The organism is Shewanella sp. MBTL60-007 (assembly GCF_019654915.1).
Lineage (GTDB): Bacteria > Pseudomonadota > Gammaproteobacteria > Enterobacterales > Shewanellaceae > Shewanella.
Map to the genome: position 1 here is coordinate 1 of NZ_BPET01000008.1, position 17,036 is coordinate 17,036.

Annotated in this window: 14 protein-coding genes and 1 rRNA gene; 6 read left to right on the forward strand and 9 right to left on the reverse strand. The window is 44.5% G+C overall.

All coding sequences use genetic code 11. The features are described 5' to 3' along the window. The first annotated feature begins 3 nt into the window (after nt 1-3). A 5S ribosomal RNA gene (gene rrf / locus K5Q92_RS04085) occupies nt 4-119 on the forward strand. A gap of 656 nt (nt 120-775) precedes the next feature. Here the strand turns inward: rrf and mutT are convergent. From mutT to nadC, 9 genes are all read right to left on the reverse strand, one after another. Continuing rightward, nucleotides 776-1,165, reverse strand: coding sequence for an 8-oxo-dGTP diphosphatase MutT (mutT, locus tag K5Q92_RS04090; RefSeq protein ID WP_220767782.1), 390 nt, complete (start codon nt 1,163-1,165; stop codon nt 776-778). Continuing rightward, complete coding sequence (gene yacG / locus K5Q92_RS04095) at nt 1,162-1,401, reverse strand: DNA gyrase inhibitor YacG (RefSeq protein WP_220767783.1); 240 nt, start codon at nt 1,399-1,401, stop codon at nt 1,162-1,164. Before yacG ends, mutT begins: the two co-directional genes overlap by 4 nt. Before the next feature lie 60 nt (nt 1,402-1,461). Next, on the reverse strand, nt 1,462-2,196 hold the full coding sequence (gene zapD, locus K5Q92_RS04100) for a cell division protein ZapD (protein ID WP_220767784.1): 735 nt from the start codon (nt 2,194-2,196) through the stop codon (nt 1,462-1,464). An 8-nt stretch (nt 2,197-2,204) separates the two neighbouring features. Then, complete coding sequence (gene coaE, locus K5Q92_RS04105; RefSeq protein ID WP_220767785.1) at nt 2,205-2,810, reverse strand: dephospho-CoA kinase; 606 nt, start codon at nt 2,808-2,810, stop codon at nt 2,205-2,207. A 27-nt stretch (nt 2,811-2,837) separates the two neighbouring features. Continuing rightward, a complete protein-coding gene (locus K5Q92_RS04110; protein WP_220767786.1) occupies nt 2,838-3,749 on the reverse strand; it encodes an A24 family peptidase in 912 nt (303 codons plus the stop codon). A gap of 27 nt (nt 3,750-3,776) precedes the next feature. Then, nucleotides 3,777-5,042 (reverse strand): type II secretion system F family protein, encoded by a 1,266-nt coding sequence (locus K5Q92_RS04115; protein ID WP_220767787.1) that lies wholly within the window; start codon nt 5,040-5,042, stop codon nt 3,777-3,779. 54 nt (nt 5,043-5,096) lie between these two features. Next, nucleotides 5,097-6,806: a type IV-A pilus assembly ATPase PilB gene (gene pilB / locus K5Q92_RS04120; RefSeq protein ID WP_220767788.1), complete on the reverse strand. Its 1,710-nt coding sequence runs from the start codon at nt 6,804-6,806 to the stop codon at nt 5,097-5,099. Nucleotides 6,807-6,877: 71 nt separating this feature from the next. Beyond that, nucleotides 6,878-7,330, reverse strand: coding sequence for a prepilin-type N-terminal cleavage/methylation domain-containing protein (locus K5Q92_RS04125; RefSeq protein WP_308443571.1), 453 nt, complete (start codon nt 7,328-7,330; stop codon nt 6,878-6,880). A gap of 1,210 nt (nt 7,331-8,540) precedes the next feature. Continuing rightward, nucleotides 8,541-9,425, reverse strand: a complete 885-nt coding sequence (nadC, locus tag K5Q92_RS04130; protein ID WP_220767789.1) for a carboxylating nicotinate-nucleotide diphosphorylase — start codon at nt 9,423-9,425, stop codon at nt 8,541-8,543. Nucleotides 9,426-9,929: 504 nt separating this feature from the next. On the opposite strand from nadC, the gene ampD reads away from it, so the two are divergent. The 5 genes from ampD (at nt 9,930) to aceF (ending at nt 16,875) form a co-directional block, all read left to right on the forward strand. Beyond that, complete coding sequence (ampD, locus tag K5Q92_RS04135; protein WP_220767790.1) at nt 9,930-10,472, forward strand: 1,6-anhydro-N-acetylmuramyl-L-alanine amidase AmpD; 543 nt, start codon at nt 9,930-9,932, stop codon at nt 10,470-10,472. A gap of 64 nt (nt 10,473-10,536) precedes the next feature. Further along, a complete protein-coding gene (ampE, locus tag K5Q92_RS04140; RefSeq protein ID WP_220767791.1) occupies nt 10,537-11,388 on the forward strand; it encodes a beta-lactamase regulator AmpE in 852 nt (283 codons plus the stop codon). A 355-nt stretch (nt 11,389-11,743) separates the two neighbouring features. Then, nucleotides 11,744-12,496, forward strand: coding sequence for a pyruvate dehydrogenase complex transcriptional repressor PdhR (pdhR, locus tag K5Q92_RS04145; RefSeq protein ID WP_220767792.1), 753 nt, complete (start codon nt 11,744-11,746; stop codon nt 12,494-12,496). A gap of 106 nt (nt 12,497-12,602) precedes the next feature. Then, a complete protein-coding gene (aceE, locus tag K5Q92_RS04150; RefSeq protein ID WP_220767793.1) occupies nt 12,603-15,263 on the forward strand; it encodes a pyruvate dehydrogenase (acetyl-transferring), homodimeric type in 2,661 nt (886 codons plus the stop codon). 13 nt (nt 15,264-15,276) lie between these two features. After that, nucleotides 15,277-16,875, forward strand: a complete 1,599-nt coding sequence (aceF, locus tag K5Q92_RS04155; RefSeq protein WP_220767794.1) for a pyruvate dehydrogenase complex dihydrolipoyllysine-residue acetyltransferase — start codon at nt 15,277-15,279, stop codon at nt 16,873-16,875. Nucleotides 16,876-17,036 lie beyond the last annotated feature (161 nt).

Sequence of the window (17,036 nt, forward strand, 5' to 3'; positions counted from 1 at the left end):
TTGTCTGGAAACCATAGAGCTGTGGTCCCACCTGAATCCATTCCGAACTCAGAAGTGAAACACAGTATCGCCGATGGTAGTGTGGGGTCTCCCCATGTGAGAGTAGGTCATTTCCAGGCGCCAAATAACGAGAAAGCCCGCTACGATGTAGCGGGCTTTTTTCGTTATTGCCTGGAAAGATGACCGAACGAACATGGGGAAGTAGAGAGTGCATGCGAAGCATGCTTCAAATCATGTGATAGTAGGGTGAACGCGGAGAGCTTGCTCGAAGCTGGCCATTTCCAGGCTTTAAATTAAGTGAAGAAGCCACCTACTCTTATATGATAAAAGCAGGTGGCTTTTTTGCGTTTGGGCTACACAAAAGTAATTAAGATTACCTAATCAATGTATCGTTACCGGTTAAGTTGACTTTTCTACTTAAGCACGTACGTGCAATACCTACTCCCAACGTCAACCCGCCGCTGAGCGGGGCCAGAAACTGCATCCATGCGTTTCAGGCATTCGGCATATCTGACGTTTAGGACTAACAAATGCCTTGATGGCATGGATGCCAAGGAAAGGCCATGTGCCTTGCCTCCAGCTACGAAAGCAAGCTTCTCCGCGTTCACTCTTCACTTAAAGCAGAGGGGCTGAATACTGCGTATTCAAAGCGCCAGATTTTCACCCCTATGTGTTCGCTGCGCGAACTACGAGAGTAGGGGAGTATCGCGCTAGCGTAACTGGAAAAGCGAGTAGAGCCACTTTTGTGGCTCATGGATGTTCGTAAGAGTGGCTGTTAGCTAAGGATTTTATTAAGGATAGCGTTATTCGCTTCGGGGAAATCGTATTGACTAAGTTGGTTCATTTTAACCCATTCAATCTCTTGGCCTTCTACTCCTGTAGCTTGGCCACTGAAATCTTTTACCCAATGTACATCAAGAAATACCTTTTTATCGCCGTAGTCATGATGAATTTCCATGAGAGGATATGTGTTTAGAACATCTAGATTAACTTCTTCTTTCAGCTCTCTTATAAGCGCTTCAGATGTCGTTTCTGTATCTTCTACCTTACCCCCTGGGAATTCCCATTTACCTCCTTGATGGAGATGCTGTGGGCGCTTAGCGATGAGAATTTGCTCATTAGAGTCTTGGATTACACCAACTGCAACGTGGATCTGTTTGATCATGAGTTCTTATCATCGTTATAAGGATTTTCATCGAGGAAAAAGTCCGCTTCATCATAACCGAGTTGATCTAACATTTCAGGATCGAATTCAGGCTTGACGGGAATAGCGTTTTTCTCTGAGGCCCAGTCGCCTAAGTCAATAAGCTTACAGCGCTCGCTACAAAAGGGCTTAAATTCAGATTCTGCATTCCATGTAACTGGCGTTTGACAGGTGGGGCATTTAACGGTTAAAGACATAGTGGGCCTTGTCAGATGTTTTGCTGATGGTTACAAAGTGTATTAGCAGATTTTAAAGTGTTAGGGGCAGGTTGCCAACTCGAATTCAACGGTTTGGTCCGAGTGTTTTTGCTGATCAAACTGTACAAAGTGTATAGCGTAGCGATTTCTATGGCCGCTAATCGTTGGGTAGCATCCTAGATCGGCTGAGAGCTTAACTCGTATTAAAGACAGTGCCTGCTCACTATTACCTTGGTAGAAGCCACCGGAGGCTTGCTTAATTTGATACTCTGTTGTCTGTCTGGTTAAGTCTAGAAGCAGCTTAACTGGTGATAATAGGCTTGCGAAATGGCTAACCCAGTCTTGATATTCCGCTTGACGATCTTCCCACGGTTTAGCCAGCCAATAGTGTAGTTGTGGTAGATCGAAATTGCAGCTTGCGCCAGGCATATTAAATCTTTGCCTGAGGGCCGTTAAGAAACGGTCTTGCTTAAGTTGGTGACCTGTTCTCTGTGCTACCTGCAGTACGTCTCTAGCTGCTGACAGTTTTGATATATATAGCTCAATTTGCTCGTCATTTATGGAGGGTAGTGATTGCCATTTTGATAACGCGAATAGCTGCCTATCTAAGTCTTTGAGCACTTCTCCTCTATAGTCACAGCGTTCTGAGAGTTCGCATAGGGAAAATAGGGGATAAAAACAGCGGTGTTGGTGATCATGATCTAGGTTAGCCTGTAGCTGCTGAGCTAAATACTCAAGGCGTAAGTAGCTACGGATTTTTTCATTTAGAGGCTGTTCGTAGATCAGTTCAGTCATGGCGTTATTCAAGAATTACTGGATAATTTTAAATAAAAGTTATGTAGTGCTTCTACCTTGCACTTTAACGCCGATATCTTTCCTTGATTGTCTATGACATCATCAGCTTTTGACAGTTTCTCAGCTCTTGAAGCTTGACTGCCTATTATATTTTTAACTTGCTGGGCGGTAACACTATCTCTGCACATGGTCCGCTGTTGTTGGAGTTCTGGTGAAATATCCACCAAAAGTGTCCGATCTACTAAGCTATCTAACCCGTTCTCAAATAGCAAGGGCACAACCATAATTACATAATTTGATTGCGCTTGCTCACATTGCTTCAGCATGGTTTCACGTATTAATGGGTGAAGTAGTCCGTTTAGCCATACTCGCTCTGCATCGTCTTGGAAAATCCGTTCTCTCAGCTTTGCTCTATCTAGGCTGCCATCATCTAATAAGATATCATCGCCAAAATGTTGGGCGATTTGAGCTAGGCCATCGGAGCCCTTCATAACAACGTCTCTGGCAATCACATCTGCATCGACAAGCGTTATGCCTAGCTCTGCAAACAGATTGGCTACAGTCGTTTTGCCACTGCCAATACCACCTGTTAATCCAACAATATAATCAGCCATTGCTTTTCCTTTATGTGTGTATGGCCTTTATAAGGTCGATAGGTACCAGTTTGTTATGCTCTCACCCCAGATCATCGCAATCCAGCCAGCCGCCGCAATGTAAGGACCAAAAGGAATGGGGTTACCGTGATTTAATTTCTTGAATACTATAAGTGCGATACCCACTATGGCACCAACTAGAGATGATAGTAAGATAATGAGCGGCAGTACTTGCCAGCCGAACCAGGCACCAAAAACGGCTAACAGCTTAAAGTCGCCGTAGCCCATACCTTCTTTGCCTGTTAATAGTTTAAACAGCCAAAATACGCTCCATAAACTCAGATAACCTGCAGCAGCACCAATTAACGCATCGGATGTGGTTGCAAAAGTGCCACCTAAGTTGATGATAAGACCCAGCCATAACAGAGGCAGAGTGAGCTGATCTGGCAGTAGCATCTCATCTAGATCTATGCCGGTTAAAGCGATAAGGCTGAAGGTGAGTATTGTGGTGAGTGCAAACTCTAACGTTGGGCCAAAGTGCCAAGCTAGAAATGCGACTAGTGCGCCAGTAATAAGCTCCACGATAGGATAACGGGCAGAGATTTTAGTGCTACATGAAGCGCACTTACCTTTTAGCATCAACCAGCCAAGAATCGGGAGGTTGTGGATAGCCTTAATATTGGTTTTGCACTTAGGGCAAGCCGAGCCCGGAACAACGATATTGTACTTTTCAGGGAACGCATCGATAGGGGCTTCGAGTTGTTTTTTATTGCTTTCAAACACCTCTTTTTTGTATTCGCTGAGGTAATGATTACATTCTTGCTGCCATTCGCGTTTCATCATCACCGGCATGCGGTGAATCACAACGTTTAAAAAGCTACCAATCACGGCGGCAAAGATAAAGCTTAATGCAATAAACAGCCAAGGAGTCTGGCTAAAAACAGAAATTAGATCAGTCATTATTTTTCTTTATGGTAGTGTTAGTTATTAGCCCACTACTTTACCCATCTGGAAGATTGGTAAGTACATAGCAACAATAAGGCCACCAACAACGGTGCCGATAACCACCATCATAATAGGTTCTATCAAGCTTGATAAGCCATCAACTGCATCATCGACTTGCATTTCATAGATATTAGCCACTTTATTGAGCATGTTATCCAATGAGCCGGACTCTTCGCCGATCATCACCATCTGGATCAACATATCGGGGAATAGGCCTGTGGTGCGCATGGCGACATTCATCTGCATGCCCGACATCACTTCGGTGCGAATTTTCAAAATTGCTTTACGGTAAACGGCGTTCCCTGATGCTCCAGCCGCTGACTCTAAACCATCGATTAAAGGTACACCTGCGGCGAAGGTGGTCGCCAGAGTTCGTGCAAAGCGGGCCATAGCGCCCTTATGTAAAATCGGTCCAATAGCGGGTATTTTTAAGATAAATGCATCTACCTGATCTCTAAATTTTTGAGAGTTTTGATGGGTTTTTTTAAATGAAAAAACAGCAATAGCGATTGCGGCGACAAAGAAATACCATGAACTTTCAAGTCCTCGAGATATCTTTAATACAAACTGGGTAAAGGCTGGGAGTTCTGCACCGAAGCCTTTAAAGATCTCTTCGAACTGAGGCACAACAAAAAGTAGCAGTAATGTTGTAACTAAAATTGCCACTATCACGACCGCTGCAGGGTAGAACATCGCCTTTTTAATTTTTGATTTCAGCGCTTCAGATTTTTCTCTGTAGGTGGCTATCCGGTCGAAAACAGTATCGAGGGAGCCTGAATGCTCGCCTGCGGCAACGAGATCGACATAGAGGTCATCGAAGTATTTTCTATGGGGCCTGAGTGCATCGGAAAGAGGTACACCAGATTGAATTTCGGCAAGAATTGTCGCCAAAAGCTCACGCATCTGGGCTTTTTCATGGCCACGGCCAAGTAACTCTATGGTTGTTACTAAGGGGACGCCAGCAGCCAACATGGTTGCAATTTGGCGGGTCACCATGGCGATATCCATGGGTTTTATTTTTGGATCTCCAAGTTTGAACAGTGGAGCAGCCTGTTTTTTTACAAGCTTTGGAGTTACCCCTTGGCTTTTAAGTTGAGCGCGTATTTCTGCGCTGGATACCCCTCTTAACTCTCCTGATGTTTTGGACCCATCACGCTTAGTTCCCTTCCATTCGAAGGTGACTACTTTAGGCTCATCCTTAGCTTTTTTGGCGCGAGGCTTTTTACTTTTTATTGTTGCCGTAGCCATATTGGTTCCTTTTAATTGAGATGTTTGTTGCTCAGCCTAAAATAACCTAAGCCGTTAGAAGCTGGTGACGCGGTTTATTTCAGCGATACTGGTCACACCTTGAATGACCTTTAACAATCCGGACTCACGTAGGTCGCGCATGCCTTGTAGTTTAGCTCGTTTCAGAATTTGTAATGAGTTACCGCCTTCCATGATGGTACGGGCTATTTCATCGGACATCTTCATCACTTCATAGATACCGACTCGGCCTTTATAGCCGCCAGAGCAGAGGTCGCAACCTACAGGTTTAAATGGAGTAATTCCAGCATCGACCTGCTGTTGATTAAAGCCAAGTTTAAGTAGCTCCTCGGCAGGTATATCTTCAGCTTCCTTGCAAGTTGGACAGAGGCGCCTTGAGAGTCGCTGGGCAATAATCAGGTTAACCGAGCTGGCGATGTTATAGCCGGGGACGCCCATATTGATTAAACGGGTTAGGGTCTCGGCTGCCGAGTTGGTATGTAGGGTGGATAGTACTAAGTGACCCGTTTGCGCCGCCTTGATGGCGATCTCTGCAGTTTCTAGGTCTCGAATTTCCCCCACCATGACTACATCGGGGTCTTGACGTAGGAATGAGCGCAGCGCAGAGGCGAAGGTTAAGCCTGCTTTTAGGTTGATATGAACTTGGTTCACCCCTTCGAGGTTAATTTCCACGGGATCTTCGGCGGTAGAGATATTGCGCTCTTGGGTATTGAGAATATTGAGGCCGGTATAAAGTGATACCGTTTTACCCGAGCCTGTAGGCCCAGTAACCAGAATCATCCCCTGAGGCTTGGCTAGCATCTCTTCATACATCAGTCGCTGGTCATCTTCATAGCCAAGCTTCTCGATACCGAGCTGGGCGGAAGAGGAGTCCAAGATACGCATTACTATCTTCTCGCCCCAGATGGTGGGCAGGGTGCTGACACGAAAATCGATAGATTTAGTGCGAGAAAGCTTCATCTTGATGCGGCCATCTTGTGGAATACGGCGCTCGGCAATATCCAGTTTTGACATCACCTTTAAGCGTGCGGAGATGCGGCCTGATAAATTTACTGGTGGCTCAGACACTTCATGCAAGATACCATCGATGCGAAAACGGATGCGGTAGCGCTTCTCATAGGGCTCAAAGTGCAGATCCGATGCACCCTTACGGATCGCATCGGTCAAAATCTTATTAATATAGATGACAATCGGCGCGTCATCTTTGCCATCGCTATCCTGCTCTTCATTGCGTTTATCGGTGTCGGTGACTTCGATACCCGCTAAAGCTTCCTCATCAATTGAGCTTAAGTCGAGACCACTTATGTCATCTTCAAGAATAGTTTCAAGCGCTTTGCAGAGTTTATCGTCTTCCACCAGAATCGCTTCGGCATGTAGGCCTGCGCTGAACTGAAAGTCTTCCAGTGCGGCAATATTGGTGGGATCGGAGGTGGCGATATAGAGACGGTTGCCACGTTTAAACAGCGGCAAACATTTATGCTTGTCGATCAGCTTCTTATTGATGAATTCTTCTGGGATTGAGCCAATATCGAATTCGTTGAGGTCAAGCAGCGGCGTACCATACTCTTCATAGCAGAGCTCGGCTATTTTACGGGCATCGATTAGGTTTTCAGAGATAACGGTGGAGACGAGTGATGCTTTATTCTTACGGGATTTAGTGATAGCTAGTGCTATCTGCTCTTCTGTGAGCAAATTTTTACGTATGAAGAGAGTTGATAAGCCTAGGTGTAAGCCTGTCGTTGGCATAAATAAACCTACTTTAGCTTGAGTAGCTGGCCAAAAGGGCAATCATCCCCTTCTGACCAGCAGTTGCTTAGTTAAGCAGCAGCTTTTACATTTTTGCCTGCACCGTCAGCACATTGTTCTTTTGTTGTTCCAGTCACACCGGTTGCTACATCAGCGGTATACTCAACTGTACCAGAATCACCTACAGTAGCTGTAATCACACAAATGCCATCATCAAAGGAAATTTTGCCACCACTTTCTTCTGCAAAAGCGGTGTCTGTCGGTGTAACAGTTAATTCTGCAACGTTAGTACCATCATTTTTAATGGAATCACAGCCAACGCCTGATTGAACGCAAGCGACAGCTTTTGATGTGTACGCACTAACCCCTTTCATTGCTGCACCGCCATGAGCTGCGGCAACATAATCGCGATAAGCTGGAAGCGCTACCGCAGCCAAGATACCGATAATCGCCACTACGATCATCAATTCAATTAGGGTGAAGCCCTTAGCGTTATTCATGTTTGATTTCATCATGCTTTTCATGTCTATCTCCATTAGAAAGCTTTGAATCACGTTTGAACGCAGACTGTTGCTATTCAAATCGCTATTCGTACTGTGTATATCACTGTTTACATCAGTGAATAGTGCTTCAACCCTGCTCGATGCTCCTGCGCTAGCATGTCGCGACTCCTTATACTAATGGTCACAACTAAGGCTGATACTGGCTATTGCCTGAGAGTATCTCGCTTAGCTACTTAGTGACGCATAGCGCGACTTTAGGTATCCGTTTCTATCTTAAATATAAAAAGTTAAATTTAAAGGTCACCCGCCGTTATTGTTAACGTGTTTCATCTTCAGAAAAATTCAGTATTAACAAATTTGTTCAGTAAGTTTGTATTACTTTTTTTAACTGAAGCTTACTCAGTTTTGGTTAATAAATGATCTGTTTCATTTTCGTTAAGCCAAAGCTGTTGTTATATCAATAACGAGTTAACCAAGCCGGCAATCTCGCCTAAGTGCAAGTTAGTACAAAGTTAATAAAAATGGAATAGTGAATTGCCATAAAGTAGCTTTTTAATTGCTAATTTTTCTAAAAATAAGTAATTGCGGTCGCTTTGGTTATAGCGGTTGTTTGACTGTGTTTAAAATATTGGCACTTATGGTTAAGGTGTCATTTTTTTGATGATCGATTCATGAGCTTTTTATAAAAGCTAATGCCCCTAAATACTCTATGGATATACTGATGCTGCAAGCTGCTATGCGCCGCTTATTTGCATTTAGGCTAGGAGAGGAACAATAAAGGTTAATGCTAATGGGAAACTCAAAGCCGAGTAACTTGTTTGTGAAGCCTAATCAAGGGCTGCAGGATTGACTTAAATGTTAAATTTTGGCGATTGGGTCGTGACGCTAAATAAACTTAAGCTTTGTTTTTATTTTATTAGTTGGGCGCGTGTGATTAGAAAAATATACCTATTTGGTCATTGGGTTAGTTTAACATTTCTTTCCTATCTTGATTAAATATAGGGAGTAAAAGCGTTTTAAACGCATTTCTATTCATTTCGATAAAAACGTTATCTGGCAGGTTAATTTGAGAGTGGACGGTAAAGTTTATCTGATGAGCAGGTTATTTGTTGGCAATTTTAGGCGCGACTTTTAAATGCGTTTTGCTTTAACTAAAAAAGCCCAAGCGTTTAGCTTAGGCTTTTTGTTGATGATTATCTCATCTCATCTTGTCTTGAATGTGGCTGAAGGGTTACTTAAGCCTTAACGATAGATCTAGTGCGCGCACATGCTTGGTCAATGCGCCTACTGAGATATAGTCGACGCCCGTTTTGGCGAAGTTACCTATGGTCTCAAGGGTTACATCACCGGATACTTCAAGCTTCACGCCAAGCCCTCTGTCTTTGTAACTATTATTCAGTTCGACCGCTTCAAGCATCATGGTGATGTCGAAGTTATCTAGCATGACGATATCAGACTGGGCATCGAGGGCTTGTTTTAATTCGTCAATGCTCTCCACTTCGACTTCGACCAGTTTGTCAGCATGTAGTTCTCTGGCTGTTTGAATGGCCTTGGCGATACCGCCACAGGCCATGATGTGGTTTTCTTTAATTAAAAACGCATCAAAGAGCCCTATACGATGATTTTGCCCACCGCCGCACGTCACTGCATATTTTTGCGCCGTACGCAGGCCCGGAATGGTTTTACGGGTATCAAGCAGGCGTGTGTGAGTGCCAGATAAACGATCTACGTAGTGTTTAGTTAACGTGGCGACACCCGATAAGGTTTGGATGAAGTTCATCGCTGTTCGCTCACCGGTGAGGATGGCTCTAGCGGGGCCCTCTAGCTCGCAAAGGAGTTGGTTGGGCAGCACTAAGTCACCATCATCAACATGCCAATGTAGGGCGACTTCGCCACCTAATTGATTAAAAACCTGTTCGGCCCAGGCTTTTCCGCAAAAAACGCCCTCTTCACGGGTGATGAGTGTGGCTTGAGCGAGTTTTTCTGCTGGGATCAGTTGTGCGGTAATGTCGGCATCGGATCGTGGTCTAGAGGAGAAGTCCGAATTGGCATCTTGATGACCTAAATCTTCGTCAAGAGCAGATTTGACTGAGAGTCGAATGTCATTTTCAAGCATGTGAGCTGTCCTTTCTTACTGGCTTATACAGGAATATATGAGGCACGCTTTAATAATGGTTTTTATCTTAACATAAAGGGTTATACCAATCAGTATAAGAATTTGATCTACTCAGAGCGTTTTTTGGCAAACTGTTTCAAGGCGAATAGCTGTAATAATGGTTATTCCCTTATAAAGCTATTTCAACGCAGAATTAGGCAGTCAAAAAAACTCCAGAATGGCGAGTTTTAGCGGTTCTGATGCCGTGACTCTTTTTAAACTAGAGTGAGCTTAACCGTAAAATAACTATTGCTCTTCACTCATTGCTTGCCTCTGAGCCGCTAAATTCTCGCTGAGGGACCAAATGTTTTTACTGATTGGTATTAGGAAAGAGGCTAGCATTATTGCGGTTTATACTCTTGAATTGTTCGCTTTTTTAAGATGATAAAACTCAAAAGAGTGGCTATATTCATAGGGTTAAAACTGCTAAAGTGCGTTTAATATATTAGCTTTGGGATCTCGCTTTTGTCGCTTACTTTACTAGATGGCTGGGTGATTCAGGCTCGATTTTGCCCGTCACCCCATTTTAATCTAAGACCGCTCAATGAAGTGAGCCTGTTGGTGATCCACAATATCAGTCTGCCAGCTGGGTGTTTTGGTGAGCCCTATATCGACCAGTTATTTCAAGGCTGTTTAGACATAGACGCCGATGCAAGTTTTAAAGAGCTGCAGGGGTTAGAGGTCTCAGCCCACTTTCTTATACGGCGAGATGGTGAGTTAGTGCAGTATGTTTCTTGTGATGATCGCGCTTGGCATGCTGGAGTGTCCGAGTTTGACGGTCGGCAAAACTGTAATGACTTCGCCATAGGCATTGAGCTTGAAGGAACGGACGATGTTGCTTATTCAGATGAGCAGTATCAATGCTTAATTGAGCTAACTCATAGCTTATTTAAACATTACCCTGCACTTAATAAGAATAGGGTTACAGGACACAGTGATATAGCGCCTGGGAGAAAAACGGATCCCGGTAGTAGCTTTGATTGGCTGCGATATAAGGCGGCATTCTAGATAGAGTGCCAATGGGAGATGCGGCTTGGGCTTGTGCTGCAGCTAAATAGGAAAGGTGGAAAATATGGCTTTGTTTGCGTTGTTAGTCGCCATTTTGGTCGAACGGTTAAGGCTGTTGCCAGATGCGTGGCAGTTTGATGCGTTATTAGCTAAGTACCATAAAACATTAATAAACGATGAGCGTGAGCCCACTTTGGGTTCGATGATAGTGGCGATCATCCTGCCTAGTGTTGTGGTTTATATTTTATCTTGGTTGGTTTCAGGTTTACTTTGGGGGGCGGTAAGCGTTGCACTTTGGGTAGCCATTGCTGTTTTGTGCTTTAGTCATAACACCCAGAGGCAGGCGTTTAAGCGCTATATTCAAGCCGCTTGTCGAGGCGATTCACAAGCTTGTTTTCACTACGCCAAAGCACTGGATCCTAGCCAGAGTCTAGAGTCGGTGGATGAGAAGGATTTAGGTGAGGTAGTTGGTCAAAGCGTTGCTTGGATTAACTACCGTTACTATGGTGCTATTGCCTTATACCTCATAGTGCTAGGCCCTGTTGGGGCTGTGCTTTATTGTAGCGTGCGTTTTTATAGTGAGCAGAGCCATCTTCGTGAGAAGCCATTGCCCTTGGTGGATAATCTACTATTCGTATTAGATTGGTTGCCAAGTCGAATCTTCTCATTTGGTTATGTTTTGAGTGGCCACTTTAGACAAGCTATTGCGGTTTGGCTGCAAAATGCGACTAAGCCCAATCGCTCGGCTAGAAATATCATTTCCCATGTTGCAGTCGCAGCAGAAACCTTGCCGGAAGCTTCTTCTGCACCTATCTGTTTGCAATCGACTATTGCACTACTGCAACTGAGTAAACGCAACTTCATCTTGCTGATCACTGTGCTGTCATTAATGACAATACTCGGTGTCGTTAATTAAAGGGTGGTGAGTTAATAGGCAAACAGTCAGGTTGATAATAAAAAATACGCCTTCAAATAATTAGGCAAATTTGTGTGCGGACCACTGAATTAAAGTGGTTCGCACAGTCTCATTTATCGTTAATATTCATCAAAAATCTCTCCATGTTTAATTGCTTATGATAATAATTATCACTGCGCTAATTATCTAGTTTGGCACATTGGTCTGACCCCATAGTGAAAAAAATCAGCTATGCTCACACATCGTGCATAGATATGATGTAGATCACTAACTGGACATCCAAAGTGTGATTTGATAAAGTGCGCTCAGTCAATTAAATTGGTAAGACCAATTTACAATAGGAGCTGAGGCCCATATGGCTTATAGCAAAATAAACCAGCCGAAAATATCCGACGTCATTATGGGGCAGTTGGAACAGATGATCTTGGAAGGGAGTATCCAACCAGGTCAGAAGCTTCCTCCCGAACGTGAACTGGCGTTGCAATTTGAAGTCTCCCGACCTTCTTTGCGTGAAGCGATCCAGAAGCTTGAGGCAAAGGGCTTGTTGATGCGTCGTCAAGGCGGCGGAACCTATGTAAAAGAGCAGCTTTGGCAAAGTCTTGCCGATCCAATCGTTGAACTAATGCATTCAGATTCAGAGAGTCAGTATGACTTGCTGGAGTTTCGTCATGCAACAGAAGGCATGATGGCGTACTTTGCTGCGCTTCGTGGTACCGATGCCGATATGCAAAATATCAAGCGCACCATTTTAGAAGTGGAAGCTGCTAAAAACATCGAAGAGCAAGCTAATGCCATTGTACGTTTTTACCGTGCAGTTGCAGAAGCCTCCCACAACGTGGCTATGTTACACCTAGTATTAAGTTTATCCCCTGTGCTGCATAAGAACGTGGCACAGAACTTAGAGCTTTTAAGCCGACGCGAAGAAGCCTCTACGATGGCCAATGAACACCGGCGAGCGCTGCTCGCAGCCATTGTTCGTCGAGACCCTGAAGCGGCACGCGAAGCTTCGAATGAACACTTAAGTTACATCGAAGAAGTGATGTTGTCTGTAAGGGAAGAAGATAGCCGGTTGCAGCGTAGTCTGCGCCGCTTAAAGAGTGGTGTATAAGCTTACTCGATTCGAAGAATAGGCTTGTAACCGAAGTAGGTTAAATCCAAATACACTAATAACTGGAAGTAGTTACTTAGGTATTACGTATAGGAAAGGACTGCAAATGTCTGAACATATGCTACAAGATGTCGATCCACTAGAAACCAACGAGTGGTTGTCTGCTTTAGAATCTGTTGTACGTGAAGAAGGGGTTGAGCGTGCTCAATTTCTATTAGAACAAGTACTAGATAAGGCCCGCTTAGACGGTGTCGATATGGCGACGGGGATTACGACTAACTACATCAATACTATTCCTACGAGTCAAGAGCCTGCTTATCCTGGTAATACAACTATTGAGCGTCGTATTCGCTCTATTATTCGCTGGAACGCAACTATGATTGTGCTACGTGCGTCTAAAAAAGATTTAGACCTCGGTGGCCACATGGCGTCTTACCAATCAGCTGCTTCATTTTATGAAATGTGTTTTAACCACTTCTTCCGTGCGCCAAACGAGGTTGATGGTGGTGATTTAGTTTATTACCAAGGTCACATCTCTCCTGGTATCTACTCGCGTGCATTCGTTGAAGGCCGCTTGACAGAAGAGCAACTAGATAATTTCCGTCAGGAAGTTGATGGTAAAGGTATTCCTTCATACCCACATCCAAAGTTAATGCCTGAGTTCTGGCAGTTCCCGACTGTATCTATGGGTCTAGGCCCAATGTCTGCAATTTATCAGGCACGTTTCCTTAAGTACCTAGATGGTCGCGGTCTAAAAGACACTTCAGCCCAGCGCGTATATGCCTTCTTGGGTGATGGTGAGATGGACGAGCCAGAATCTCGCGGTGCAATCTCTTTCGCTGCCCGTGAAAAGCTAGATAACCTATGTTTCTTAATTAACTGTAACCTGCAGCGCCTAGATGGTCCTGTGATGGGTAACGGTAAAATCATTCAAGAGCTTGAAGGCTTGTTCAGAGGCGCTGGCTGGAATGTGGTTAAGGTGATCTGGGGTAACAACTGGGATGCCTTAATTGCTAAAGATACATCGGGCAAGCTATTACAGTTAATGAATGAAACCATCGATGGTGACTACCAGACATTTAAGTCAAAAGACGGCGCTTATGTACGTGAGCACTTCTTTGGTAAGTACCCAGAAACAGCAGCGCTTGTGTCTGATATGACAGATGCAGAGATCTTCGCGCTTAAGCGCGGTGGTCATGAGCCATCTAAGTTGTTTGCAGCATTTAAGAATGCGCAAGACACTAAAGGTAAGCCAACAGTCATCTTAGCTAAAACTGTAAAAGGTTACGGTATGGGTGATGCTGCTGAAGGTAAGAATATCGCTCACGGCGTGAAGAAGATGGATATGACCCATGTACTTCAGCTACGCAACCGTCTAGGTCTTAGCGATTTGCTAACTGATGATAAAGTATCTGAGCTTCCATACCTCAAATTAGAGGAAGGATCGCCTGAATATGATTATCTGCATGCTCGTCGTGATGCCTTGCATGGTTATACTCCACAGCGTTTACCTAACTTCACACAGCCATTAGAGCTGCCAGAAGTTGAAGAATTTAGCTCTTTGCTTGTTGAGCAAAAGCGTGAGATTTCAACCACAATGGCTTTCGTGCGTACCTTAAACATTCTGCTTAAGAATAAAGGTATTGGTAAGAACATCGTGCCTATCATTGCCGATGAAGCACGTACCTTTGGTATGGAAGGTCTATTCCGCCAAATTGGTATCTACAACCCATATGGTCAAGAATATACGCCTGAAGATCGCAGTGTTGTGTCTTACTACAAAGAAGCCACTTCTGGTCAAGTACTACAGGAAGGTATCAATGAGCTAGGCGCTATGTCGTCTTGGGTTGCAGCTGCAACTTCATACAGCACTAACGATCTACCTATGATCCCATTCTACATCTACTACTCTATGTTTGGTTTCCAACGCGTTGGTGACATGGCATGGATGGCGGGTGATCAGCAGGCTCGTGGTTTCCTATTAGGCGCAACAGCAGGTCGTACAACACTAAACGGCGAAGGTCTGCAGCATGAAGATGGTCACAGCCATGTTCAAGCAAATACCATCCCGAACTGTATCTCTTACGATCCTACATTCGCGTATGAGTTAGCGATTATCATGCAAGACGGTATTCGTCGCATGTATGGCGATCAAGAGAACGTGTTCTACTACTTGACGCTAATGAATGAAAACTACGCGATGCCAGCAATGCCTGAAGGCTGCGAGGAAGGTATTCGTAAAGGTATCTATAAGCTTGAGTCTTATAAGGGTAGCCATAAGGTTCAGTTAATGAGTTCGGGTACTATCATGAATGAAGTGCGTAAAGCAGCGCAGATTCTAAGTGATGAGTACGATGTGGCGTCAGATGTTTACTCTGTGACTTCATTTAACGAGCTAACTCGTGAAGGTCAAGATGTTGAGCGTTATAACATGCTGCATCCTGAAGCTGAGCCTAAGCAAGCGTATATCACTCAAGTGATGGGCAAAGAGCCTGCAATTGCAGCAACAGATTATATGAAGAATTATGCGGAACAAGTTCGTGCATTTATGCCTTCAGAAACATTCAAAGTACTAGGTACAGATGGTTTCGGTCGTTCAGACAGCCGTGAAAACCTACGTCGTCACTTTGAAGTCAATGCTGGCTACGTTGTTGTAGCGGCACTGAATGAACTCGCAAAACGTGGTGATATTGAAAAGTCAGTGGTTGCACAAGCCATCGCTAAGTTCAACATCGACACTGACAAGACAAACCCGCTATACGCGTAAGAGGCAATACAGAATGGCAATCGAAATTAATGTACCTGACATTGGTGCGGATGAGGTTGAAGTAACAGAGATCCTTGTGAGTGTTGGTGACAAGGTCGAAGAAGAGCAATCGCTTATCTCTGTTGAAGGTGATAAAGCTGCGATGGAAGTCCCGGCATCGAAAGCGGGTATTGTAAAAGAGATCAAAGTAGCCGTTGGCGATAAAGTGTCTACAGACTCATTAATTATGATTTTTGAATCTGACGCTGCAGGAAGTACAGCAGAAACAGCACCTGTTGCTGAGCCTGCACCAGTAGCCGCTGAACCATCGGCAGCGCCAACAGCACAAGACGTCAACGTACCTGATATTGGTGGCGATGAAGTTGAAGTGACCGAGATCATGGTTAAAGTGGGCGACACGGTAACCGAAGAACAATCTCTTATCTCTGTTGAGGGCGACAAGGCTGCGATGGAAGTGCCTGCACCTTTTGCCGGTAAAGTGTTAGAGATTAAAGTTGCTCAAGGCGACAAGGTGTCTACGGGCTCATTAATCATGACCTTCGAAGTGGCGGGTAGCGCTCCTGCAGTTGAGGCTCCAGCCGCTGCGCAAGCAGCTCCAGCGCCAGTTGCAGCTCCTGCACCTAGCCAAGCAGTCTCTAGTCAGGCACCGACAACTGCAGCGAAAGAAGATTTCGTTGAGAACAGTGCTTACGCACATGCGTCACCAGTGATCCGCCGTATGGCGCGTGAACTAGGTGTTAACCTAGCTAATGTTAAAGGTACTGGCCGTAAGAGTCGTATCATTAAAGAAGACGTTCAAAACTACATTAAGGCGGCGATCAAGCAAGTTGAGTCGGGTAGTGTTAATACTGCTGGTGGTAGTAACGAACTGAATCTATTGGCATGGCCAAAAGTCGATTTCAGCAAGTTTGGTGAGACAGAAGTTAAACCGCTATCACGTATTCAAAAGATCTCAGGTGCTAACCTACACCGTAACTGGGTGAAGATCCCGCATGTTACCCAGTGGGATGATGCTGATATTACAGAGCTAGAAGCTTTCCGTAAGGCACAAAATGCTGCTGAAGCGAAGAAAGATTCAGGCATGAAGATCACGCCTTTAGTATTTATTATGAAGGCGGCAGCTAAGGCGTTGGAAACTTTCCCAACCTTTAACTCTTCACTGTCAGAAGACGGCGAAAGCTTGATTTTGAAGAAGTACGTCAACATAGGTATCGCTGTTGATACGCCGAATGGCCTTGTTGTTCCCGTCTTTAAAGATGTGAATAAGAAAGGGATTCATGAGCTTTCTAATGAATTGAAAGAAGTGTCTAAGAAAGCCCGTGACGGCAAGCTAACGGCTGCTGATATGCAGGGCGGTTGCTTCACGATTTCAAGCTTAGGCGGCATTGGTGGTACGGCATTTACGCCGATTGTGAATGCACCTGAAGTGGCTATCTTGGGCGTATCTAAGTCAGACATGAAGCCAGTTTGGAACGGTAAAGAGTTTGAGCCGCGCTTGATGTTGCCGCTATCACTCTCTTATGACCATAGAGTGATTGATGGTGCCGATGGTGCGCGTTTTATCACTTACTTGAATAGCTGCCTGTCAGATATTCGAACCTTAGTGCTTTAAACAAAATAGGCTGCTTGATTCAAGCAGCCTATTTTCTAGATAGCTTAATCTTCAACTATTAAGAATCATCAACAAGATTAAGTGTTTCTAGGATTGTGATCCGTATCAAACAAAGGTTAAAATGCGGCCACCTTACAAGATTTGGCCACAGTTTTTCGTTG